At 67.1% G+C, this 22,549-nt stretch carries 18 protein-coding genes and 1 pseudogene; 9 read left to right on the top strand and 10 right to left on the bottom strand.

Translation table 11 applies throughout. The features are described 5' to 3' along the window. Window positions 1-347 precede the first annotated feature (347 nt). Window positions 348-2,522, top strand: coding sequence for a hypothetical protein (locus tag U4Z31_RS24960; RefSeq protein WP_321811650.1), 2,175 nt, complete (start codon window positions 348-350; stop codon window positions 2,520-2,522). Window positions 2,523-2,624: 102 nt separating this feature from the next. Here U4Z31_RS24960 and U4Z31_RS24955 read toward each other — a convergent pair whose 3' ends face one another. Both U4Z31_RS24955 and U4Z31_RS24950 read right to left on the bottom strand, forming a co-directional pair. Beyond that, on the bottom strand, window positions 2,625-3,365 hold the full coding sequence (locus U4Z31_RS24955; protein WP_321811649.1) for a sulfite exporter TauE/SafE family protein: 741 nt from the start codon (window positions 3,363-3,365) through the stop codon (window positions 2,625-2,627). Window positions 3,366-3,596: 231 nt separating this feature from the next. Further along, window positions 3,597-4,616 (bottom strand): aldo/keto reductase, encoded by a 1,020-nt coding sequence (locus U4Z31_RS24950; RefSeq protein WP_321811648.1) that lies wholly within the window; start codon window positions 4,614-4,616, stop codon window positions 3,597-3,599. Between the two features lie 140 nt (window positions 4,617-4,756). On the opposite strand from U4Z31_RS24950, the gene U4Z31_RS24945 reads away from it, so the two are divergent. Further along, window positions 4,757-5,668 (top strand): LysR family transcriptional regulator, encoded by a 912-nt coding sequence (locus U4Z31_RS24945; RefSeq protein ID WP_044843231.1) that lies wholly within the window; start codon window positions 4,757-4,759, stop codon window positions 5,666-5,668. A gap of 52 nt (window positions 5,669-5,720) precedes the next feature. Here the strand turns inward: U4Z31_RS24945 and U4Z31_RS24940 are convergent, their stop codons facing one another. Continuing rightward, the gene (locus U4Z31_RS24940) at window positions 5,721-6,875 is read right to left on the bottom strand and encodes a porin (protein WP_044843230.1); all 1,155 of its coding nucleotides are present in this window, start codon (window positions 6,873-6,875) and stop codon (window positions 5,721-5,723) included. Window positions 6,876-7,256: 381 nt separating this feature from the next. Here U4Z31_RS24940 and U4Z31_RS24935 point away from each other — a divergent pair, with 381 nt between their 5' ends. Together U4Z31_RS24935 and U4Z31_RS24930 are read left to right on the top strand one after the other, a co-directional pair. After that, window positions 7,257-8,360 (top strand): OpgC domain-containing protein, encoded by a 1,104-nt coding sequence (locus U4Z31_RS24935; RefSeq protein WP_044843341.1) that lies wholly within the window; start codon window positions 7,257-7,259, stop codon window positions 8,358-8,360. Between the two features lie 61 nt (window positions 8,361-8,421). Further along, window positions 8,422-9,360 (top strand): alpha/beta hydrolase, encoded by a 939-nt coding sequence (locus U4Z31_RS24930; RefSeq protein ID WP_321811647.1) that lies wholly within the window; start codon window positions 8,422-8,424, stop codon window positions 9,358-9,360. Window positions 9,361-9,490: 130 nt separating this feature from the next. On the opposite strand, the gene U4Z31_RS24925 is transcribed toward U4Z31_RS24930, so the two are convergent. Continuing rightward, on the bottom strand, window positions 9,491-10,729 hold the full coding sequence (locus U4Z31_RS24925; RefSeq protein ID WP_321811646.1) for an SfnB family sulfur acquisition oxidoreductase: 1,239 nt from the start codon (window positions 10,727-10,729) through the stop codon (window positions 9,491-9,493). A 293-nt stretch (window positions 10,730-11,022) separates the two neighbouring features. Between U4Z31_RS24925 and U4Z31_RS24920 the strand changes: the two genes are divergently transcribed. Together U4Z31_RS24920 and U4Z31_RS24915 are read left to right on the top strand one after the other, a co-directional pair. Further along, window positions 11,023-12,288, top strand: coding sequence for an acyl-CoA dehydrogenase family protein (locus U4Z31_RS24920; RefSeq protein WP_321811645.1), 1,266 nt, complete (start codon window positions 11,023-11,025; stop codon window positions 12,286-12,288). Beyond that, the gene (locus tag U4Z31_RS24915; protein ID WP_124520711.1) at window positions 12,285-13,685 is read left to right on the top strand and encodes an LLM class flavin-dependent oxidoreductase; all 1,401 of its coding nucleotides are present in this window, start codon (window positions 12,285-12,287) and stop codon (window positions 13,683-13,685) included. Before U4Z31_RS24920 ends, U4Z31_RS24915 begins: the two co-directional genes overlap by 4 nt. 113 nt (window positions 13,686-13,798) lie before the next feature. Here U4Z31_RS24915 and U4Z31_RS24910 read toward each other — a convergent pair whose 3' ends face one another. Further along, window positions 13,799-15,013: an FAD-dependent monooxygenase gene (locus U4Z31_RS24910; protein ID WP_321811644.1), complete on the bottom strand. Its 1,215-nt coding sequence runs from the start codon at window positions 15,011-15,013 to the stop codon at window positions 13,799-13,801. Between the two features lie 183 nt (window positions 15,014-15,196). Between U4Z31_RS24910 and U4Z31_RS24905 the strand changes: the two genes are divergently transcribed. Further along, on the top strand, window positions 15,197-16,141 hold the full coding sequence (locus U4Z31_RS24905) for a LysR family transcriptional regulator (RefSeq protein ID WP_321811687.1): 945 nt from the start codon (window positions 15,197-15,199) through the stop codon (window positions 16,139-16,141). 113 nt (window positions 16,142-16,254) lie between these two features. Further along, a complete protein-coding gene (locus tag U4Z31_RS24900; protein WP_321811643.1) occupies window positions 16,255-17,013 on the top strand; it encodes an SDR family oxidoreductase in 759 nt (252 codons plus the stop codon). Between the two features lie 38 nt (window positions 17,014-17,051). Here U4Z31_RS24900 and U4Z31_RS24895 read toward each other — a convergent pair whose 3' ends face one another. After that, a complete protein-coding gene (locus tag U4Z31_RS24895; RefSeq protein WP_321811642.1) occupies window positions 17,052-17,387 on the bottom strand; it encodes an H-NS histone family protein in 336 nt (111 codons plus the stop codon). A 310-nt stretch (window positions 17,388-17,697) separates the two neighbouring features. Here U4Z31_RS24895 and U4Z31_RS24890 point away from each other — a divergent pair, with 310 nt between their 5' ends. Next, window positions 17,698-18,324, top strand: a complete 627-nt coding sequence (locus U4Z31_RS24890) for a helix-turn-helix domain-containing protein (protein ID WP_321811641.1) — start codon at window positions 17,698-17,700, stop codon at window positions 18,322-18,324. Window positions 18,325-18,436: 112 nt separating this feature from the next. On the opposite strand, the gene U4Z31_RS24885 is transcribed toward U4Z31_RS24890, so the two are convergent. From U4Z31_RS24885 to U4Z31_RS24870, 4 genes and pseudogenes are all read right to left on the bottom strand, one after another. Then, entirely contained in the window at window positions 18,437-18,769 is a 333-nt protein-coding gene (locus U4Z31_RS24885; protein WP_044843221.1) for a cupin domain-containing protein, read from the bottom strand. Between the two features lie 104 nt (window positions 18,770-18,873). Next, window positions 18,874-20,301, bottom strand: coding sequence for an MFS transporter (locus tag U4Z31_RS24880; protein WP_321811640.1), 1,428 nt, complete (start codon window positions 20,299-20,301; stop codon window positions 18,874-18,876). Between the two features lie 311 nt (window positions 20,302-20,612). Continuing rightward, a complete protein-coding gene (locus U4Z31_RS24875; RefSeq protein WP_321811639.1) occupies window positions 20,613-22,091 on the bottom strand; it encodes a sensor domain-containing diguanylate cyclase in 1,479 nt (492 codons plus the stop codon). A gap of 142 nt (window positions 22,092-22,233) precedes the next feature. Then, window positions 22,234-22,549, bottom strand: a pseudogene (locus U4Z31_RS24870) (potassium transporter TrkA); the annotation flags it as partial.

The raw sequence follows: 22,549 nt of genomic DNA, 5'->3' as shown, positions 1-22,549 counted from the left end.
TTCACGCCGCGCCGCAGCGAAAAAAACAGAAATCACGGAAATTTCTACGTGAATATGCCCTCTTCATGCACCTCGTGCTTTGGCCATTCGGGTTTTCACCGGCGCATCCGGCGCGAAAGCGCGTTGACATCGAATCCATCGAAGCCTAAATTTGGAAAACGTTTTCCTGTCATATCGGCGCGACGGCGGCCACGGCTCGCGCAGGGAGAACGCTTGCCTGCTCGAGTAGTGATTCAAGCCATCCGTCCACAGGGATCAGGGTTGCGAGACGGCGGCCGGGTCGGGCGTCGAGCGCGGCAACGGTTGAACCCGCCCGCCCTTCATTACCATTCGAACCTGGAGACACAATGCATACGCGCAGCAGATTCGCGCTCGGCGCCGCGCTCAGCGCCTTTTCCGTCCTGTTCGTCAGCGCATGCGGCGGCAACGACGTGACCGCCCCGCCGCCCTCGTCGCCGCCCTCGTCGCCCCCGCCGTCGACACCCGCGCTCGCACCGAACTCGCTGCAGGCGCTCGTCTACGGCGCACCCGACACCAGCGTGCCGGCCGGCACGACCATTCCGGTCACGATGATGGGCCAGATGCGTGCGCTGTTCGACCTGATCCGGAAGTCGCCCGACTTCACGCAGGTCGTCATGGATCTCGGCGACGGTTCGCCGGTTCACGTGCTCGACACGAACACCGGCGACAAATTCCTGCCCGGCAAGCTCGCGCTCGGCCTGTCGTACATCCTGATCGACATGAAGTCGAAGGGCGATCCGCAATACGCGAGCTACCTCGCAACGTACCAAACGATCACGACCGCGATGATGGCGCAGTCGGGCAGCAACTACACGTATGCGAACACGTCATGGGGCGAGTACTACTACCTCGTCGCGCTGAACAACCTGAAGGCGCACGGCATGCTCAACGAAGTCTTCAGCGACGCGATGCTCGCGACGCTGCAGCAACGGCTCACCTTCTGCGACATGTTCGGCCCCGATGCGAGCGGCAAGACCAGCACCTGTCCAGCCGCCGGCACGCCGATCGACATCGCGTCGCTCAACACCGCGCAGAACTACTATGCGGTGTCCTACGGAATTGCCGGCCTGCGGCAGAAACTCGGCTGGAGCAATCCGTCGTTCTCGTCGGCGGCCGATCCGGCCGTCGCGACGATGGGTGCGCGCGATGCGCTGCTGTACACACTGACGAACCACATCCGCAAGGATTCGTCGGGCGGGTTCTCCGACGAAGCGTCGAACACGCACACGACCTACTACGACCAGGCGCGCTTCGACCGCTACAGCACGCTGCTGATCGGTGAAGTGGTCGAGCGCACGTTCGAGATGGACAACGTGGCGAATCTCACGCCCGAACTGAAGGGCTATCTGCGCAAGTCGGTCGACCTGATCCTGCCGCAGCTGAACGCCAACGGCCAGGGCTTCAACTACGGCCGCTCGATCGGTCCGTACGGTGATTCCGCATTCATGGAGGTGCTGACGGCCGCCGCCAACGCCGGCGTGCTGACCGACCAGGAGAAGCAGGTCGCGTATGCGTTCATCTACCAGGCCGCGCATCGTTTCGACACGTACTGGTACGACCCGTCGCTGCCGACGCCGTCGGTGAACATGTGGGTCAAGGGTCGCGGCACCGACGCGTATCGCGGCAAGCCGCGCGTGATGGGCGAGAACTTCAGCCTGCTGCACCAGTACCTGTACGTGAACGCGTGGTGGAACAAGCTCGGCTTCGGCGGGAAGGCGCCGATGGCCGATGCGGACTACGGCGCATGGCTCGACGCGCTGCCGCGCTACACGCTGACCTGGTACAACCAGCCGACCGATGCCGCCCATCCGTACAGCGCCGCGCTGCTCACCGTGCGCGACGGCCGGCGCGTGATCAACCTGAACCTGAGCCAGGCGCCCGACTACAACTCGTACACGCCGTACTACCCGGTGCCGTTCTCGGACAAGCTGATCTACGGCACGACCGATCTCGGCTATGCGCTGTTGGTGCCGCAGGTGACGTACAACGCAAAGACGTACATTCCCGTCACGTACTACAAGAACCTGAACGTGCAGCAAAGCAACGGCCAGGTGATCGTGTCGTTCGATACGACGAAGTTCCGTCTCGCATCGAAGAACGCGGCATACACGACGGATCTCGATCTGCAGGTGCATACGGTGCTGACGTTCGCGCACGGCACCGTCTCGCGCAGCGATACGCTGAGTTCGGGCACGCTCACGGGCAACCTCGCGGTCGAGACGGACTTCACGTCGTTCGCGGATTTCGCGTCGACGCAGGCCAACGGCGACGGCGTGTCGGTGACGTACGCGAACAGCGCCGCGACCGGCTATACGGCATCCGGGTTCGACACCTGCGCGCTGTCCGCCTTCGACACGGTCAACGGTGCGACGAACCCGCTGTCGACGACGCCGATCGGCCAGCTGCATTCGAACTTCGCATGCAAGACCAGTCCGTTCGCGCTCGGTGCGGGCGCTACCCGCACGTTTGGGTGGACGCTGAAATACGCCGACCCGGCCTGAGCGGCATGGCCGCCGTTCCGTGAGCGTCCTCGAAGCCGGCTTTCGAAACCGGCTTCGGGGCATTCACGCCGGGCGCGCATCGCGCGTGTCGGCAATGCCCGCTCACCGCCACGCCGAAACCGCCATATAGGCGCCGAGCGCGATCATCCCGACGAAGAAGCAGCGCTTGAACGCCTTCTCGCTCATCACGCGCCGCGCGTACTGCCCGCCGATCATCCCCGCGAGCGCCGGCACGAGCGCCAGCGCCGATACGCCGAGATCGACCGTCTGCAGCGCGCCCGTCACGCGCAACTGCAGGCCGAGCGTGATCGTCGACGCGGTAAACGACAACCCGAGCGCCTGGATCAGGTCGTCCTTCGACAGGCGCAGCGCCTGCAGGTACGGCACGGCCGGCACGACGAACACGCCGGTCGCGGCCGTCACGACGCCCGTCAGGTAGCCGACCGCGGCCGACAGCCACTTTTCGTGACGGCCCGGCGCGGGCAGCCGCGCGGCGGCGAGCCCCCAGCCGCCGTATGCGACCAGCACGATGCCGAGTGCCGCACGGGTCCACGCGCTGCCGGCCGCGAGCGCGGGCAGCCCGCCCGTCAGCGTGCCGAGCGTCAGCCCGGCGAGCAGCGGCCACAAACGCCGCAGCAATGGCCCGAACGACGGGCCGAGCCACAACTGCCACACGTTGGTGATGAACGACGGCACGAGCAGCAGGCTCGCGGCGGCCGACGGCGGCATCGCGAGCGTCAGCAGCCCCATCGCGATCGTCGGCAGGCCGAGGCCGATCATGCCCTTGACCGCGCCGGCGAGCAGAAAGACCAGCACGATGATCGTCAGCGTATGCGTTTGCATGGCGGGGGTTCGGTCCGGTTGAATACGGCGCCGATGGTGAACCACCGTCACGCCGTCGGCCATCTGGCTTTGCCTGAGGCTGGCTCGGGCCCGCCTGGCGGGGCCTGTCACCCCGCTACCCCGCCACCCATCGCCTCATCGCCTCATCGCCTCATCGCCCCGTTGCCTCATCGCCTCATCGCCTCATCGCCCCGTCGCCCCGTCGCCCCGTCGCCCCACCATGCGCGCCGTTCAGGCACTGTGCGCCGGCCCCCGTCCCTGCTCGCTGTCGAGGTGCGCCATCTGCGCGGCCGGATAACGCTCGCCGGCAGCCGCCCCGGCGGGAACCGCCGTTTCGATGTGGGCGAGATCATCGACCGTTAGTTGCAATTTAGATGATGCCTGAAGCGCGTCCCGGAGTTGCGTACGCTTGCGTGCGCCGATCAGCGGCACGATGTCGTCGCCGCGCGACAGCGCCCACGCGATCGCGATCTGCGCCGGGTTGCTGCCCTTCTCGTCGGCGATCGCGCGCAGCGCGTCGACCAGCGCGAGGTTGTGCGCGAGGTTCTCTCCCTGGAACCGCGGGCTGGCCGCGCGGAAATCGCGCTCGCCCTGCCTCGCCGCACTCCAGCCGCCGCCGAGCAGCCCGCGCGACAGCACGCCGTAGGCCGTCACGCCGATCCCGAGTTCGCGGCACACCGGCAGGATGTCCGTCTCGATCCCGCGCGACAGCAGCGAGTATTCGATCTGCAGGTCGGCGATCGGCGCGACGGTCGCCGCGCGGCGGATCGTGTCGGCACCGACCTCCGACAGGCCGATGTGGCGCACGTAGCCGGCCTTCACGAGATCGGCGATCGCCCCGACCGTCTCTTCGATCGGCACCGCCGGATCGACGCGCGCCGGCCGGTAGATGTCGATGTGGTCGGTGCCGAGCCGCTTCAGCGAATACGCGACGAAATTGCGGATCGCCTGCGGCCGCGCGTCGTAGCCGACGAACGCGCCGGCCGGATCGCGCAGCGCGCCGAACTTCACGCTGATCAGCACCTGGTCGCGCGTGCGGCCGCGCAGCGCGTCGCGGATCAGCATCTCGTTGTCGCCCATCCCGTAGAAGTCGCCGGTATCGAGCAGCGTGATCCCGTTGTCGAGCGCCGCGTGCAGCGTCGCGATGCTTTCGTCGCGATCCGCCGGCCCGTAGAGATCCGACATCCCCATGCAGCCGAGCCCGATCGCCGATACCTGCGGGCCCGTGCGGCCCAGTTGACGCTTGTCCATGTCCGTTTCCTCGCGGTGGTGAGTGAATGAACCGGATTCTGGGCGTAACGCGGCGCGCGATAAACGCGAAACGCCCAACCAAATCATTCGACGCTGATTAACAATGGAGCCTGTCCCGATCCGCCACGTTTCCGCCCCGCATGGACCATCTGCATGCAATGCGCATCTTTGCGCGCGTCGCCCACCTCGGCAGCTTCACGAAAGCCGCCGAGCAGTTGCAATTGCCGCGCCCGACCGTCAGCAATGCCGTCCAGTACCTGGAGAAGCACCTGAAGGTGCGCCTGTTGCAGCGGACGACGCGGCGCGTCGCGCTGACCGCGGAAGGCGCGACCTACTACGAGCGCTGCACGCGGCTGCTGGCCGACCTGGACGACGCCGAGACGCTGTTCGACGAAGCCGGTGCGTCGCCGCGCGGCCTGATCCGCGTCGACCTCCCCGAGCGCTTTGCACTGGACAAGGTGATTCCGGCGCTCCCGGATTTCCACGCACGCTATCCCGACCTGCGCGTCGTGCTGAGCACGACCGACCGCTTCGTCGATCTCGTCGCCGACGGGATCGACTGCGCGGTGCGGGTCGGCGTGCTGTCCGACACGTCGCTGGTCGCGCGGCGCGTCGGCGAGATGGCGCAGATCAACTGCGCGTCACCCGCGTATCTTGCGCGATACGGCACGCCGCGCTCGCCGGACGATCTGCCCGACCACGTCGCGGTCGGCTATTTCTCGAGCCGCACGGGCCGCGAGCTGGACTGGGAATATGCGGACATGGATTCCGGCGCGCTGCAGACCGTGAAGATGCGCAGCGTGGTCGCGGTGAACAGCTCGCACGCGTATCTCGCGTGCTGCCTCGCGGGCCTCGGGCTGATCCAGGCGCCGCGCGACGGGCTCGCGCCGCTGCTGGAAGACGGCTCGCTGGTCGAGGTGCTGCCGGAATGGCATGCGGCGCCGCTGCCGGTGTCGGTCGTGTTTCCGAACGGCCGGCATCTGGCGCCGCGCGTGCGGATCTTCGTCGACTGGCTCGCGCACACGCTCGACGACGCGCACCGGGCGCAATGACGACGGCCGGCACCAGGGCAGCCCACCCCGGGCGCCGGCCGGTCAAGGGCACTCAGAACTTGTGGCGGATCGCGGCGCGCACCGCGAACTGGTTCGCCGACGACGACGGACCGTCCGTCCCGACCACGTAGCCGCCGTCGGCCGCGGTGCCCGTCTTGTCGCCGGCGACCTTCTGCCATGCGCCCTGCAGGTAGACGTCGGTGCGCTTGGACAGGCTGTAGTCGGCCATCAGCCCGACCGTGTGATATTTCGGCTTGAACGAACCGGCCGCGGCGTCGAACTTGCCGTCGGTATACACGTACTGCGCGCCGAGATAGAAATCGGGCGTGAGCTGGTACTTGCCGTTGATCTCGAAGTTCTGGAACCTGGTCGCCGTGAGCCCGAGGCCGTCGAACGTCGACGCCGGCAGGTAGACGGTCGACACCGGGTTCTTCACGTCGGTCTTCGTATAGACGAAGCCGACCGTCGCCGGACCGAACGTATAGTTGATGCCGCCGCCGAAGATCCGCAGGCGGTCGGCAACGAAGTTCGCGTCGTCGGCCGCGATCGCGCCCGCATTGCCGACGCCCGGGCTGTTCGCCTGCAGATACGCGGCCGCGACCTGCAGCCCGGCCAGTGAATACTGCGCGCCGATGCTGTACTGGCGGTTGGTCGAGAAGCCCGTGCTGTTGCTGAAGCTGTAGGTGCCGCCGAACGACAGCCCGTTCCAGTCGGGGCTCGCGTACTTGACCGTGTTGTTGACGCGGAACGAGTTGTCCGTGTTGTCGTTGTCGAACGGGTGCGAGAACAGCGTGCCGCCCCAGTTGCCGTTCGCGGTGAGCGGCGCGAGATAGTCGACGACCGCATCGTACTGGCGGCCGAACGTCAGCGTGCCGAAGCGCGACGCGCTCAGCCCGACGAACGCCTGGCGACCGAACATCCGGCCGCCCTGGTTGAACCGGCCGTTGTTCACGTCGAAGCCGTTTTCCAGCGTGAAGATCGCCTTCAGCCCGCCGCCGAGGTCCTCGCTGCCCTTCAGGCCCCAGCGGCTGCCCTGCGCATAGCCGCTCGCGAGCTGGTAATTGGTTTTTCCGACCCCGTTCACGCTCACGTTGTTCGTGTAGTTGAAGCCCTCGTCGATCAGGCCGTACAGCGTCACGCTGTCCTGCGCGAAGGCCGGCGCGGCGAAAGCGGCCAGCGCGGCGGCAAAAATGACGTGCTTCTTCATGACGGATCTCCGGAGCCGGGTGCCGGACAGGCCATTCGCCCGGCGATTGTTTGGTCTGTTTTATAGAAGTGGCCCGCAGGGCGGACTGCGCGGTGTGCGGCCGCGAGGACAAAATGGTGTCACGTCGCAAACCGCCCGTCCATCGGGGCGTGGGCGCGGCCAGCAAAGCGTTGCGCTCGTCCAACTGCCCTGTTCTTCCGATGCCATGAGCACGCTTATCGGCAGCGGCCGGCCGGCCCGCTATCCGCGTAAACCCGGACGACACCGCATCGGTGGCACAATGCGCATCCGTTCGTCATTTCTTCACGAATTCATGCTTCACCCCGATTCATGCGCGGCAGGTGCCGGCCGCGCACGCGGCGCGCGCCGGGAGGCGGCCCGATGACCGCCGCCGCCCGGGCCGGCCGCTACGCCGAACTCGATTTCTTCCGCGGCCTCGTGCTGCTGGTGATCGTCGTCGACCACATCGGCGGCAGCATCCTGTCGCGCGTGACGCTGCATGCGTACGCGCTGTGCGATGCGGCCGAGGTGTTCGTGTTCCTTGGCGGTTTCGCGACCGCCATCGCGTACAACTCGCTCGCCGAGCGCCACGACGAGGCCGCCGCGCGCCAGCGTTTCATCCGCCGTGCGTTCGAGATCTACCGCGCATTCCTCGTGACGGCCGGCCTGATGCTGCTGATCACCGCCGTGCTGAACGCGTTCTCGATCGACGGCCCTAACATGCCGACCAACGATCTCGACGGCCTACTCCACAAGCCGCTCGCCGCGCTGCGCGACATCCTGCTGTTCCGCCGCCAGCCGTATCTCGCGTCGGTGCTGCCGATGTATGCGTTCTTCGCGCTGCTCGTCCCGCTCGCGCTGCCGCTCGCGCGCACCCAGCCGTGGCTGATGCTCGCGTTCAGCGGCTCGCTCTGGTACGCGGCGCCGCACGTCGCGCGCTTCTTGCCGACCGTCGAAGGCGCACCGTGGGACTTCAACCCGTTCGCGTGGCAGTTCCTGTTCGTGCTCGGCGTGATCGCGCGCTGCCAGCCCGTCTACCAGACGCTCGCGCCGAAACCCCAGGGCTGGCTGCTGACGGCCGTATCGCTCGCGATCGTCGCGGCCGGCGCGTACTACCGGCTGCGCGTCGAGCCGTTCCCGACCGATCCGTCGATCAAGCAGAACCTCGGCGCGCTGCGGCTCGCGAACTTCCTCGCGATCGCGTGGCTCGCGGCCAAGCTCGTGCACCTCGGGTGGATGAAGAAGGTCGCGCACGCGATGCCGTGGATCGGCACGATCGGCCGCCAGGGGCTGCTGTGCTTCGTCGCCGGCACCGGCATCTCGCTCGCGGTCGACTCGCTGCTCTACCAGGCGACCGAAGGCTATCTCGACGTGCCGCTCGGCCTGGCTGCCGACGTCGTCGCGATGGGCCTGCTGTATCTCGTCGCGAAACTCTATGCGCCGCTGGTGTCGCGGCTGTCGTTCCCGTTCCGTACGCGGCGATGACGTGCCGCGCCGTCACGCGCCGCTGCTACGATAGCGGGCGCCTATCCTGAAACGCTTCGCCATGCGCCGACTCGCCCTTCCGTTCGCCGTCGCCCTGATCGCCGGCTCCATCGCCACCGCCCACGCCACGCCGGGCGGGCCCGCGGCTGCGCCGGCGACGTCCGCGCCCGCGATCGTCCCGCCCGCAACGGTCGCGCCGGCCGCCCAGGAACCGCCGGTCAATCCGGGCAGCAACATCGTGCTGCGCGCGTTCCGGTCGGCGTCGCTCAAGCGCGACTGGTCGTACACGGTCTACCTGCCGCCCGGCTACAACCCGGAAGGCGCGCGCTACCCGGTGCTGTACCTGCTGCACGGCAATGCCGGCAATGCAAACGACTGGATCACGCAGGGCCGGCTGCAGGCCACGGCCGACACGCTGATCGAACGCCGCGAGATCCCGCCCGTCGTGATCGTGATGCCGCAAGGCGGCACCGACTGGTACGTCGACCGCAAGGAGAAGATGCAGAGCGCGTTCCTGAACGACCTGCTGCCGGAAGTCGAAGCGCACTTCGCGGTGTCGAACCAGCGCGCGGGCCGCGCGATCGGCGGCGTGTCGATGGGCGGCTTCGGCGCGCTGCGTTTCTCGCTGCTCGAACCGGGCCTGTTCTGCGGCGCGATGCTGTTGAGCCCCGCGATCTACGCGAACGAGCCGCCGCTCAATTCCGCCGCGCGCTATGTCGGCGTGTTCGGCGACCGGCAGTTCGACCCGCGCGTGTGGCACGAGCTGAACTACCCGGCCCTGATGCGCGGCTATTTCGCGCGCAACTGGCGCGTGCCGATGTTCATCGCGGCCGGCGACGACGACCTGACGATCCAGGCCGAATCGAGCGTGCTGTACACGCAACTGCGCCGCGCGCAGAACCCGGCCGAACTGCGCATCGTCGATGGCGGGCACACGTGGGACGTGTGGCGCGGGGTGCTCGGGTCGGGGTTGAAGTACGCGCTGGAATGCGTGAAGTAATGCGTGACGTAATGGAGCCGGCCGACGCGTCAGGCAACCGCACGACGATTACCTGACGCCGCTTCCTACTCTGCGCCGGCGTCGCCGGCGCAAGGCGCGCGCCGCGCTGTCGCGCTGCCTCGCGCCCGATTCAATTCCACGCGTGACGCGCCGGCCGCACGCCGTTCAGGTAGTAGTTGCCGACGAGGTGATACTTCCACCGCACCGGATCGTGCAGCGTGTGCGTGCGCGCATTGCGCCAGTGCCGGTCGAGATTGTGTTCGGCGAGCGTCGACTGCGTGCCCGCCAGCTCGAACAGCTTCTCGCCCGCGAGCAGCGCGATCTCGGTCGTCAACACCTTCGCCTCGCCGACCGCGACCGATGCACGCGCGACATCGTCGTCGGTCACCGTGCCGCGCGCGCCGATCTCGTCGAGCGTGCGCGCCGCGCGTTCGAGCAGCGCTTCCGCCGCATGCAGCTGGATATGCAGACGGCCGATCTCGCGGACGATCAACGGATCGTCGGCCGCCCGTTCGACGCCGCTGTCGACCCACGGCCGCGTGCGCGTGCGCACGAACGCCTCCGTATCGGCGATCGCGGCCTTCGCGATGCCGGCATCGATCGCCGCCTGGATGATCTGCGACAGCGGGCCGTTGAGCGTCGGCTCGTCCGACACGCGCTGCGCGTGCAACACATGCGAAGCCGGCACGCGCACGCCGTCCAGCACCACCGTGCCGCTCGCGGTCGTGCGCTGCCCGAAGCCCGACCAGTCGTCGATCACGGTCAGCCCCGGCGTCGGCTGCGGAATGTAGGCGAGCCATGCCTGCTGCGCATCGTCGAGGCCGAGCACCGGCACGTAATGCGCGAACAGTGCGCCGGTCGAATAGAACTTCGTGCCGTCGACGACATAGTCGTCGCCGTCGCGCCGCACGCGCGTCTTCAGGTCGAGCACGTGCTTCGTGCCCTTCTCCGAGAAACCGTTGCCGAAGCGCTTGCCGCTCAGGATCTCAGCGAAGAAATGGCGCTTCTGCGCGTCGGTGCCGGCCAGCGCGATCACGTCGACCAGCCCGAAGTGGTTCTGCGGCAACTGCCCGAGCGACGCATCGGCCGCCGCGACGATCTTGATCACCTCGGTGAGCGTCACGTTCGAGACGCCCGCGCCGCCGTAGGCCTTCGGCACCGTGATCGCCCACAGCCCCGACTGCGAGAACCATTCGATCTCGTCGCGCGGCAGCCGGCGCTCGCGGTCCCGCTCGGCCGCCCCTTCGGCCAGCCGTAGCGCGAGTGCCTGCGCAACCGCGATCGCCTGTGCGTCGTCGGCGATCACGCGGGCCACCTGCGGTCTTGCGTCGGCCGGCCGGTCCTGAATCGTCGCGCTCGTATCTGACATCGGGCTCTCCTGTCGAATCACGAAAGCACTCAATCTAGCAGCGCGCCGCAGGCCGGCAAACCGAGCGATTCTCGTAACGATATTCCTTCGGATAACAAACGACATTGCACGGCACCGCATCCGCTTCCGCGCTTCGGCGTCGCAATCGACGCCCTGGCGTCGACGTTTCACGGCACCGTTCGCGTAATGCGCAGCGACGATAACGATCTGCGAATCCGTTATTGGAACGTGCGCGTCGTGCTTCCTATACTGGGCTCCCGGTGCAAACGGCCCCGCCCTACGAGGAACCCCGCATGACTTCGTCGCACGCAGATACCGAACTGTCCACCGGCACCGACTACGACGCACTCGCGAGCCGGTTCCGGCCGATCTTCGACCGGATTGCCGCCGGCACCGCCGAGCGCGAACGCCGCCGCGAACTGCCGTACGAAGCGATCGGCTGGCTCAAGGCCGCCGGCTTCGGCGCGATACGGCTGCCGGTGCGTGACGGCGGCGCCGGCGCGTCGCTGCCGCAGCTGTTCCGGCTGCTGACCGAACTCGCCGCCGCCGACTCCAATCTGCCGCAAGCGTTGCGCGGCCATTTCGCGTTCGTCGAGGACTGGCTGAACGCGCCGCCCGGGCCGCAGCGCACGACGTGGTTCGATCGTTTCGCGAGCGGCCAGCTCGTCGGCAATGCGTGGTCGGAGGCCGGCGACGTTCCGCTCGGCCAGACGATCACCAAGGTATCGGAGCAGAACGGCCGGCTCGTGTTGAACGGCCGGAAGTTCTACAGCACCGGCAGCCTGTTCGCGGACTGGATCGACGTGTTCGCGCAGCGCGAAGAGGATGGCAGCGACGTGATCGTCGCGATCGCCACCGGGCAGCCCGGCGTGATACTCGAAGACGACTGGGACGGCTTCGGCCAGAAAACGACCGGCAGCGGCACGACGCGCTTCGAGAATGCGGCGGTCGACGCCGACCACGTGATCGATTTCGCACGCCGCTTCAAATACCAGACCGCGTTCTACCAGCTGTTCCACGTCGCCACGCTGGCCGGCATCGGCCATGCGATCGTGCGCGACGCGGGCGAGCTCGTGCGCGGCCGCACGCGCGTGTACAGCCACGGCAACGCCGCGCGCGCCGGCGACGATGCGCAGCTCCAGCAGGTCATCGGCGAAATCGCGTCGTGGGCCTATGCGGCCGATGCGCTCACGCTGCGCGCCGCGCAGCCGCTGCAGCAGGCATACGTCGCACGCTTCGGCGACGACGACGAAGCCGAACATGCCGCCAACGTCGCCGCCGAAATCGAATCCGCGCAGAGCCAGCTCGTCGTGTCGGAACTCGTGCTGCGCGCGGCGACGCGCCTGTTCGACGCGCTCGGCGCATCCGCGACGCGCAGCACGACCGCGCTCGACCGTCACTGGCGCAACGCGCGCACGGTGTCGTCGCACAATCCGCTCGTCTACAAGGCGCGGATCGTCGGCGACTGGGTCATCAACGGACGCACGCCGCCGTTCGTCTGGCGCGTCGGCAACGGTGCGGGTGCGCAAGCCGGCACGGAAACGGGAGCCGCGCGATGAGCAAGACCATCCGCTTCAACGCGTTCGAAATGAATTGCGTCGGCCATCAGTCACCCGGCCTGTGGGCGCATCCGCGCGATCGTTCGTGGCAGTACAAGGATCTCGACTACTGGACCGATCTCGCCCGCGTGCTCGAACGCGGGATCTTCGACGCGATCTTCATCGCAGACGTGATCGGCTATTACGACGTCTACCAGGGCAGCAACTACCACGCGCTGCACCAGGCCGCGCAGATCCCCGTCAACGATCCGCTGCAGCTCGCCGCGCCGATCGCGATGGCGACCGAGCATCTCGGTATCGGCATCACCGCGTCGACGACGTTCGAGCATCCGTACACGTTCGCGCGCCGGCTGTCGACCGCCGACCATCACACGAAGGGCCGGCTCGCGTGGAATATCGTCACGTCGTACCTGGAAAGCGGCGCGAAGAACGTCGGCGACAACGGACTGCGCACCCATGACGATCGCTATGCGGTCGCGGCCGAATACGTCGAAGTGCTGTACAAGCTGTTCGAAGGCAGCTGGGAAGACGGCGCGGTCGTGCGCGATCGCGACGGCCGCGTGTTCACGCATCCGGAGAAGGTGCACGAGATCGGCCACAAGGGGCGCTTCTTCGACGTGCCCGGCTATCACCTGTGCGAACCGTCGCCGCAGCGCACGCCGGTGCTGTTCCAGGCCGGCGCGTCCGGCCCCGGCAAGGCGTTCGCCGCGCAGCACGCCGAATGCGTGTTCGTCGCCGCGCCGACCCGCCCGCAACTCGCGCGCTATGTCGCCGACGTGCGCGCGCAGGCCGCCGCCGCGGGCCGCGACCCGCACGACGTGCTGATCTACAACCTCGTCACGGTGATCGTCGACGAGACCGACGAGAAGGCGCAGGCCAAGTTCGACGAGTACCGTCGTTATGTGTCGTACGACGGCTCGCTCGTGTTCATGTCCGGCTGGACCGGCATCGATTTCGGCCAGTACGCGCCGACCGATCCCGTCCGGCGCGTCGAGACGAACGCGATCGTGTCGGCCGTCGAGCATCTGGCCGGCGGCGATACCGCGTGGACGATCGAGGAACTGGCCGCGTGGGGCGGCATCGGCGGGATGGGGCCCGTGTTCGTCGGCTCAGCGCAGACCGTCGCGGACATCCTGCAGGAATGGGTCGCCGCGACCGACGTCGACGGCTTCAATCTCGCGTATGCCGTTGCGCACGAAACCTTCGAGGACATCGTGCGCTACCTCGTGCCGGAGTTGCAGCGGCGCGGCGTCTATCCGACCGAATATGCGCCGGGCACGCTGCGCGAGAAGCTGTTCGGTGCATCGGCGCGGCTGCCGGACGCCCATCCGGCCGCGCGGTTTCGCGACATCGAACAGGTCAAGCGCGACGCGCAACAGGTGGCCGACTACGCGTGACGGCCAGCCGGGCTGGCCAGCCTGCACGAGAAAGGCCGGCCTTCCCGACGAACGCCCCCACGCAACTGCCGCACCGGTTGCCTGATGCACTGCCACTGATCGCGCCTGTCAGGTCAAAGCCACGTCCCGCCCTGCCGCTCGTTCGGTTCATCGGCGAGCGCGTCGAAATCGTGAATCCAGTCCAGGTGATGCAGCACGCTGTCGCGCTCGCCGAGACGCGCATTGCGCGCCTGCGCGGCCGGCCCCTCGGGCAGATGCAGCACGTCGGCCGCGGAGATCGACGCGTACTGCACCTTGCGCGTGCGGCCGCGCCGCAGCCGCTCGTACGCTTCCTGCGCCTCGCGCCAGTTGCCGCGCCCGGCCTTCGCCAGCTGCGCGGCCAGCACCATCGCGTCCTCGATCGACTGGTTCGCGCCCTGCCCGTGATGCGGCACCAGCGCATGCGCGGCGTCGCCGATCAGCGTCACGCGCCCGCGGCTCCAGCGGCCGAGCGGCGGCCGGTGGAACAGCCCCCAGCGCTGGCTGATCGGCACCGCGGTGATCATCTGCACCACCGCCGGATGCCAGTCCTTGAACAGGCGCAACTGCTCGCCCTCTTGCGCCGGCATGACCCAGTCGCGCGACGGCCACGGCGACGGATGACGCTCGACCAGCAGGAAGTTCTGGTCGCCGTTGTCGCCGATCGGATAGTGCAGCAGATGGCCGTGCGGCCCGACCCAGAACTGAATGGTCTCGGGATCGGGCAACAGGTCCATCCGCTCGGCCGGCACCACGCCGCGAAAGCCCGAGCACCCCGAATACAGCACGTCGTCGTAGCCGAGCATCCAGCGCCGCGTGATCGAACGCGCGCCGTCCGCGCCGATCACGAGATCGGCGTCGACGCGTGCGCCGTTGGCGAAGCTCAGCGTGACGCGATCCGGATGCTGCGCGAGATCGACGAGCCGATGGCCGAGATGAATCTGCTCGACACCGACCGCCTTCGACAGGATCGCCTGCAGGTCCGCGCGATGCACGCCCCAGTACGAGCCGCCGAACTGCCGGCGATAGTCGGGTTCGCCGCGATGATGGCCGATCACCGTGCCGCTGCGCCCGTCGCGATAGACGAGGCCGGGAATCTCCGCGCACACCGCGTCGAAAGCCGGCCGTAATCCCATCCGTTCGTAGAAGCGCGTCGCGTTGGCCGACAGCGCGACGGCTGCCCCCACCTCGCGCAGCACGTCGGTCTGCTCGTACAGTTGCGCGTCGATGCCCAGCTCGCGCAATGCAAGCGCCAGCGTCAGGCCGCCGATGCCGGCCCCGACGATCGCGATCCTCAGATTCGTCTGCATGATGAACGTGTCTCCGATATTCAGATGGTGAGTGGTCGAGGCCGCGGCGCGCGTGCCCCGCCCGGCGCGCCTGTCGAACGCGAACGCCGTATCGGTATTTTCAGCAGCGCCCCCTTATCCCACAATAAAATGCAGGGAATCTGCTTCATCACTGACCGGAATGATCGGAGACAACCCGGAACCATGGAACTGAGCGAGATCGACCTCAATCTGTTGCTGCTGTTTCAGCGACTGATGCAGGAGCGGCGCGTGTCGACCGTCGCCGAGCAGATGAACATGAGCCAGCCGGGCGTCAGCAACGCGCTCGCGAAGCTGCGCCGGCGGCTCGGCGATCCGCTGTTCGTGCGCGGGCCGGGCGGCGTGGTGCCGACACCGTTCGCGCTGCGCCTGGCCGAACCGGTTGCGCACGCGCTGTCGACGCTGCATGCCGCGCTCAACCCCGAGACCGGTTTCGATCCGCTGCGCGCATCGCGCACGATGACGATCGGGATGACCGATATCGGCGAAGTCGTGTTCCTGCCCGCGCTGCTCGAACACCTGTCGCGCACGGCACCGGGCATCGCACTCAATACGGTGCGCAACACGAGCGTCAACCTCGCCGACGAGATGGCCGACGGCCGCGTCGATCTCGCGATCGGCCTGCTGCCGCAGTTGCAGGGCGGGTTCTATCAGCGCCGGCTGTTCGATCAGCGCTACGTGTGCCTGTTCCGGCGCGGGCATCCTCTCGAGGACGCGCCGCTGACCGTCGACGCATGGCGAGCGGCCGAGCATCTCGTCGTGGTGTCGGCCGGCACCGGTCACGGCCAGGTGGACGAATGGCTGAAGCGCCGCCGCGTGAAGCGCCGCGTGCGGCTGACGGTGCCGCATTTCATGAGCGTCGGCTATATCCTGCAGCGCACCGACCTGATCGCGACCGTGCCGGAACACCTGGCGCTGCAGCTCGCCGCGCCGTTTTCGCTCGGCTGGCGCGCGTTGCCGGTCACGCTGCCGGGCGCGCCGATCCACATGCTGTGGCATGCGCGCGTGAATCAGGATGAAGGCAACCGGTGGCTCCGCGATGTCGTGGTCAGCCTGTTCGCGCAAGCCGGAACGCGCGAACGCAAGGCCGCGCCGACGCGCAAGGCATAGCCGCTCGCGTCGCGAAATCCGGTGTGCGCGGTAGGATGTCGCTTCAACCGGCGCGGCGGGTCCATCGCGCGCCCGCCGCCGCTTTCCTCACCCAACCCGCAGGAAATCAAGCCATGTCTGTCTCGAAGAAGTTCGCCGCCGTCACGGGCGCCGGATCCGGCATCGGTCGTGCCGCGGCAATCGCGCTCGCGAACGCCGGATTTGCCGTCGCGCTGCTCGGACGCAAGGAAGCCTCGCTGCGTGAAACGAAAGAGGCGATCGTCGCCGCCCATGGCGACGCACACGCGTTTCCGGCCGACGTCACCGACGAAGCGTCGGTCGAACACGCGTTCGCGCAGATCGCGCAGCGGTTCGGGCGGCTGGACGTCCTCTTCAACAATGCCGGGCGCAATGCGCCGGCCGTGCCGCTCGACGAACACGAGTTCGACGTATGGAACGACGTCGTCGCGACGAACCTCACGGGCGTCTTTCTGTGCGCGCGGGCCGCGTGGCGCGTGATGAAGGCGCAAACGCCGCAGGGCGGCCGCATCATCAACAACGGCTCGATCTCCGCCTATACGCCGCGCCCGAACACGATCGCGTACACGGCCACCAAGCATGCGGTGGCCGGCATCACCAAGTCGCTCGCGCTCGACGGCCGTGCATACAACATCGCGTGCAGCCAGATCGACATCGGCAACGCGGCCACGTCGCTGACGGATCGCATGACGGAAGGCGTGCCGCAGGCCGACGGCCGCATGGCGCCCGAGGCGCGGATGGACGTCACGCATGTCGCGAATGCGGTCGTTCAGATGGCGACTCTTCCGCTGGACACGAACATCCTGAACATGACGATCATGGCGACGACGATGCCGTTCGTGGGACGGGGATAAACACGTGCAGCTGACGGTGCCGGGCGCCCCATGTTCCGTCAACCCCTCCTCGTCTTCTTGCCAATCGGCGGGGGCTTGCCTATGACGAACTGACGGCGGTCCTTGCCCCGGATCCAAAGCGGCGCGTTACCGCGCCCGCTCCACTCCTTGCCGCTCGCCGGATCACGATAGCGCGCCGGCAGGGCTTTCACGACGTACGCCCCCCGACGGCCGTTGCGGCCGACCAGGTCGCGATGCTTGATCGCATAGGTGTCCATCAGCGCGTGAACCTCCGCGATCGCATCGATGCGTTCGCGTGCGCGGGCGCGCTCGATTTCCTCGTCCAGTTCCGCCAGCTCCACCACGAGCTGCGCATAGGTCTTCCTCACGCTCATCTTCTGCTTCCTGCCTCGCATCCGCATGCGAAGCGATATGATTCGCATGACTAATGGACTGTTTCACCACGTCCCGGGAGGGCCGCATTCACTCGATCGTCACGCTGCCGACCCGGTGTACGGAAAACGGCCATCCGCCGCACATCGACGCCGCGACGACGCATGCGTGCGGATACGATCGTTCGCCCACGACCCGCCCATGGCGGACATTCAGGTGCACGATCGCGCGCCACGTTTCACATATCAAGTGATATTTGAAATGCCATCGTAATGGTATCCATCTCAAATATCAACTGATATCCTTCCGCCCATGAACATGGCGCCCCTTCCCCCGCGGCTGACCCGCGAAGAAAGTCGACTGCAGACCCGCGCGCATTTGCTTGCCGCGGCGAAGCGGCTGTTTGTCGAGCGCGGCTTCGGCGCCACGTCGCTCAGGGATATCGCGGCCGAGGCCGGCTACACGCAGGGCGCGTTCTATTCGAATTTCGCGAGCAAGGAAGCGTTGTTTGTCGAACTGATGCTGGAGCGCTCGAAGACGCAAGTGGCCGACATCGCCCGGGCGCTGAGCGACCCGTCCGCGTCCGGGGACGACATACTGGATGCACTGGAAGTGTGGTCGCAGACGGTCGATGCCGAGCCCGAGTGGTCGGTGCTGGGCGTCGAGTTCAAGCTTCAGGGGCGTCGCAATCCCGCTTTTGCGACGGCATCGCAGGCGTTGCTGGACACCCACCGCGACGGCCTCGCCTATTGCATCGAACAGATTTTCGCCAGATTCAAGAAAGTGCCGCCCGAGTCGCCGGCCGTCCTGGCCGTGTCGTTCATGGGGCTCTCGCAAGGGCTGTCGCTGCAACAGTCGATTCTGTCCGAAGTGCCGATCGGGCACATGATCATGGTGTTCCTGCGCAGCTTGCTGGCCTCCGCGGAGCCCGTGCGTTGACCTGTGAGGTCGCGGGCGCGAAAGGACTGACCGGCTCCGCGATCGGGCCGGATTACGCGTGATGCGGCGGCATTGCATCGCATGCGAACGGGTGACGCCACACCCGCGCGACTCATCGATCGTGATAGATCGCGAGCCAGACCGACCGTTCTTCGGGATGCGTCCACGCGACACGATGCCGGCAATGCGGTTCGATCAGCACGTAGTCGCCGGGGCGCATGTCGTGCAGCGTCGCGTCCGCTTCGAACTCGAGCACTGCGGCACCTGACAGCAGCACGACCCATTCGGCGCGCGAATCGTCGTACCAGAATCCATCGGGACTCGTGTGCCCCATCGACACGATCCGCTCGACGTTCAGGCGCGATCCCGCGACGAGCACGTCGACGCGCTCGTCGTCGCCGCGCGCACCTTCGAGGCTGAACAGGTTGCCGGTCTGGCGTTGCATGGTTCGACTCCGGGTCGGCCTTCGGCTGAAGGCGAATGACGCCAATGTAGCGCGAAGGCCGGCATCGCGGCGAACTTGTTTGCGGGTTCCGGCAAGCGCTGCATTCACGCGGCCGCCTCGGCGTCGATATCGCGCGCCGTCGGTTCATGACGCACGATCAGCAGGAACACGATCGGCGTGACCGCGCTGACCGCGACGACCCAGAACATGTCCGTGCCGAGACGGGCCTGCAGGATCGGCAGCACGAACAGCGCGAGCGCCTGGCCGATCCCGCACAGCGAGCGCCCGAAGCCGACACCGGTGCCGCGGATCGCCGCCGGATACGACAGCGTCGGATAGATCATCATCTGCGCACCCGGCCCGAAACCTTCGGCGAACAGCCAGGTGCCGAGCATCAGCAACACGAGGCCGATTGCGAATGCGCCGTGCGGATGCCCCGCCAGCGCGAGCGCGACGAGTGCGACGAACTGCAGCGCGAACCCCGCGATCGCGACGTGACGCGACGGATATCGATACGCGAGACGCATGCCCAGCAAACCGCCCGTCAACGCGAACAGCACGTTCAGCGCAAGCGACGCCGCGATCGTCTCGAACACGCCCGCGCCGAGAAACTGCGACAGGATCGACGGCAGGAAGAACGCGATCGCCGTGTATTCGAACGGAATGCACAGGTTCATCACGCTGGCAACGATCGTTCGGCCGAGATACGGACGCTGGAACAGCACGCGAATCCGCACGGGCGGCGGGCTCGGCTCGCGCGGCGCGTCGTCCGCTTCATGGGCGTGAATGCCGTACGACTCGCGCAGGATGCGCGCGGCATTGGCCAGGTCGCCCTGATTCGCGGCCCACAACGGCGATTCGTTCATGAAACGATTCCGGACCAGGATGATGACGAGCGCCGGCACCGCGCCGAAGATCAGCGACGCGCGCCACAGCCAGCCCGCATGCTCGGCCGGCAGCAGGAAATACATGCCGAAGATCAGCAGGAAGCACACCGACGACGCCACGTACCACATCGGGCACCATGCGGCGAGCCGCGACGCCTTGTTGCCGCGGCCGTTGAACTTCGAGAACTCCGCGAGAAACGCCATCGCGACGGGCAGGTCGATGCCGACCCCGAGCCCCATCACGAAGCGCGCGGCGATCAGCACCCAGACGTTCGGCGCGAGCCCGGCCGCGATCGCCGCGACGACGAAGAACAGCATGTCGGCCATGAACACCTGATAACGGCCGATCCTGTCGGTCAGCCATCCGCCGATCAGGCTGCCGAAGATCGTGCCGATCATGATCGCCGAGCCGACCAGCCCCGTCAGCGCGGGCGTCAGGCCGAATTCGCGCGCGACGTCGTCGATGCCGTACGACAGTGTCGTCAGGTCGTACGCGTCGAGAAACACACCGCCGAGCGCGAGCAGCACGATCATCCGCGCGTGGCTGACGGAACTGTCCGTCGTATTGATCAGGCGCGCCACGTCGCTCACGGAGCGGATGGGCGCGGAAACCGGCGTGACTGCGTTCAGATCGATCGAACTCATCGCATTCCCTTGTTCGCCGCATGGCCGGCGATGTCCACATGGAGACAGGAACCCGACACGTGCATGCACGCTCGCCATCAACTGAAAAGTGGATGCTGGAGCGTCGACACACAGGCATTCGGGTTCCGGAAGCGACGATTCTGTTCCCGCGATCCGGCATTCCCAACCGATATAAACCGATAAATTATTCGGTGTACGTCATAAAGTTTCGCGGCCGCGTACGCCTGGCAGGCACGCGCAGGTGCAATCGCGACCGCGGCGGGCTCGAGGCAATTCGAGCGCGGCCACGCGCCTGCGTGTCGCGCCACGCGTCATGCCGGCGGCTGAAACGCGACGACCTTGTTCCGGCCGGTCGCCTTCGCGTAGTACAACGCTTCGTCGGCAGCCTTGATCACGGCCTCGGCCTCGGCATCGTGCTCGGGCGTCCAGCTCGCCAGACCGATACTGGCCGTGACATGCCCGTGTTCGCTGCCGGCGTGTTCGAGCGGCAGCTCGTCGATCGCCGCGCGAATCCGCTCCGCAATCTGGGCGGCACCCGTCTCGGAGGTATCGGGGAGCAGCACGACGAATTCCTCTCCGCCATAGCGGGCTGCGGTGTCGGCCGGCCGGCGAATGTTGTCGCCGATGCAGCGCGCAACCGCAGCCAGCGCATCGTCTCCCGCCTGGTGGCCGTAGGTATCGTTGTAGGCCTTGAAGCGGTCGACATCGACGAACAGCAACGAGAACACCGATCGCGCGCGCCGCGCGCGGCGCCATTCGCGGTCCAGCACTTCCGCGAAGCTGCGGCGATTGTTCAGGCCGGTGAGACCGTCGGTGCGGGCGAGCAGCACGAGTTCCGACTCGGCGCGCATCCGGCGCCGGAGTTGCGTGCCGAGCACGAAGGACACCCCGATGAACGCGGCGCCGAACGTCGCCACCAGCGCGCCGATCGTCACGGCGCGGTGCCGCCAGGCCGCGTAGATATCCTGCTCCGCCTCCGCGACCATGATGATCAGCGGGAGCTTGGGTAGATGTTTGAAGTAATAGAGACGGCGCACCCCGTCGATCGACGACGTTTCAGAGAACGAGCCCTCCGGCGCGGTCTGGAATCGCCGGAAGGTCGCGGCTTTGCTGATGTTGCGCCCGATGGTATGCACGTCGTACGGCTGGCGCATCACCATCACGCCGTCGTTGCCGATCAGCGAGATCGAGCCATGCTGCCCCAGCGACAGGCCGGCGAACAGTTGATGGAAATACTCGAGGTTGACCGCGATGAGCACGACGCCGGCAAACGAGCCGTCCGGGTTCGAGATCCGCCGCGAGAGCCCGATGCTGGGCGAGCCTCTTCGCAGGCGCGATATGAACGGATCGCTGACGTAGAGCCCTGCGTCCGGATTGTCGCGGTGGATGGTGAAATACTTGCGATCGGCGAAATTGCCGTGACGCGGCTCGTCGCCGGCGGAATCGAGGACGATGTTGCCGCCGGCGTCGAGCACCAGCATCGAGCCGAGAAACTCTGCCGTCATGGCGTGATCGAACAGCACGGCGCGCCGCAAGCTCGCGGGCGCGGTCATCACGTCGTGACGTTGAAGCCCCGCGATGACAGCCTGCAGCGACAGGTCGTAGAGTTCGAAATTGCGTTCGATGTCGCGCTCGGCGATCAGGCCGAGATTGCGGGAGGTTTCGCTCGCCCGCGCGAGCGCGTCGTTACGGCTCTGGAACAGCTGCAGCACGCACAGACCCATGAGCGCGCACGCAATTACGATACCGATCACGACGATGGTATAGGGCGCCGTCGACCTGAATTGCATGTGTCTCCTCGATGATCACGCTCGTGCGCGGCGCACGACGCGATTACCTCATACTAAATAACGTGCGGGGACATATCAAGCGGGGTTGCCCCGGTCACCGCGCGGCATGGCGCACGATGCCGGGATGCTGCACAACCGGCCCTCACACATCCGGATCCGGAATCCGCGCCGACTGAATCACGACCAGCGTATCCCCCGCCTCGATCCGGCACGGTGGATCCTCGTAGAACGAATGGATCTTCCCGCAGCGATCGAGCCCGACGACGATCGCACCCGGCACGACGTTCGTCATGCAGCCGATTTCGTGCGGCAATGCCTCGCGCTCCAGCAGCGTCGCGCGCCCGCGCGTCGACAGCATGTCGTTCACGAACGGCACGATGTAGCGGCTATGCACCGCATCCGCGAGCAGCAGCGCGCCGATCTTCGTCGACGACACGATCACGTCCGCGCCCGCCTGC

This window comes from Burkholderia sp. BCC1985, from assembly GCF_905339915.1.
Taxonomy (GTDB): Bacteria; Pseudomonadota; Gammaproteobacteria; order Burkholderiales; family Burkholderiaceae; genus Burkholderia.
The sequence above is the reverse complement of the archived record's forward strand: the minus strand, read 5'-3'. Positions and strand labels throughout refer to the sequence as shown.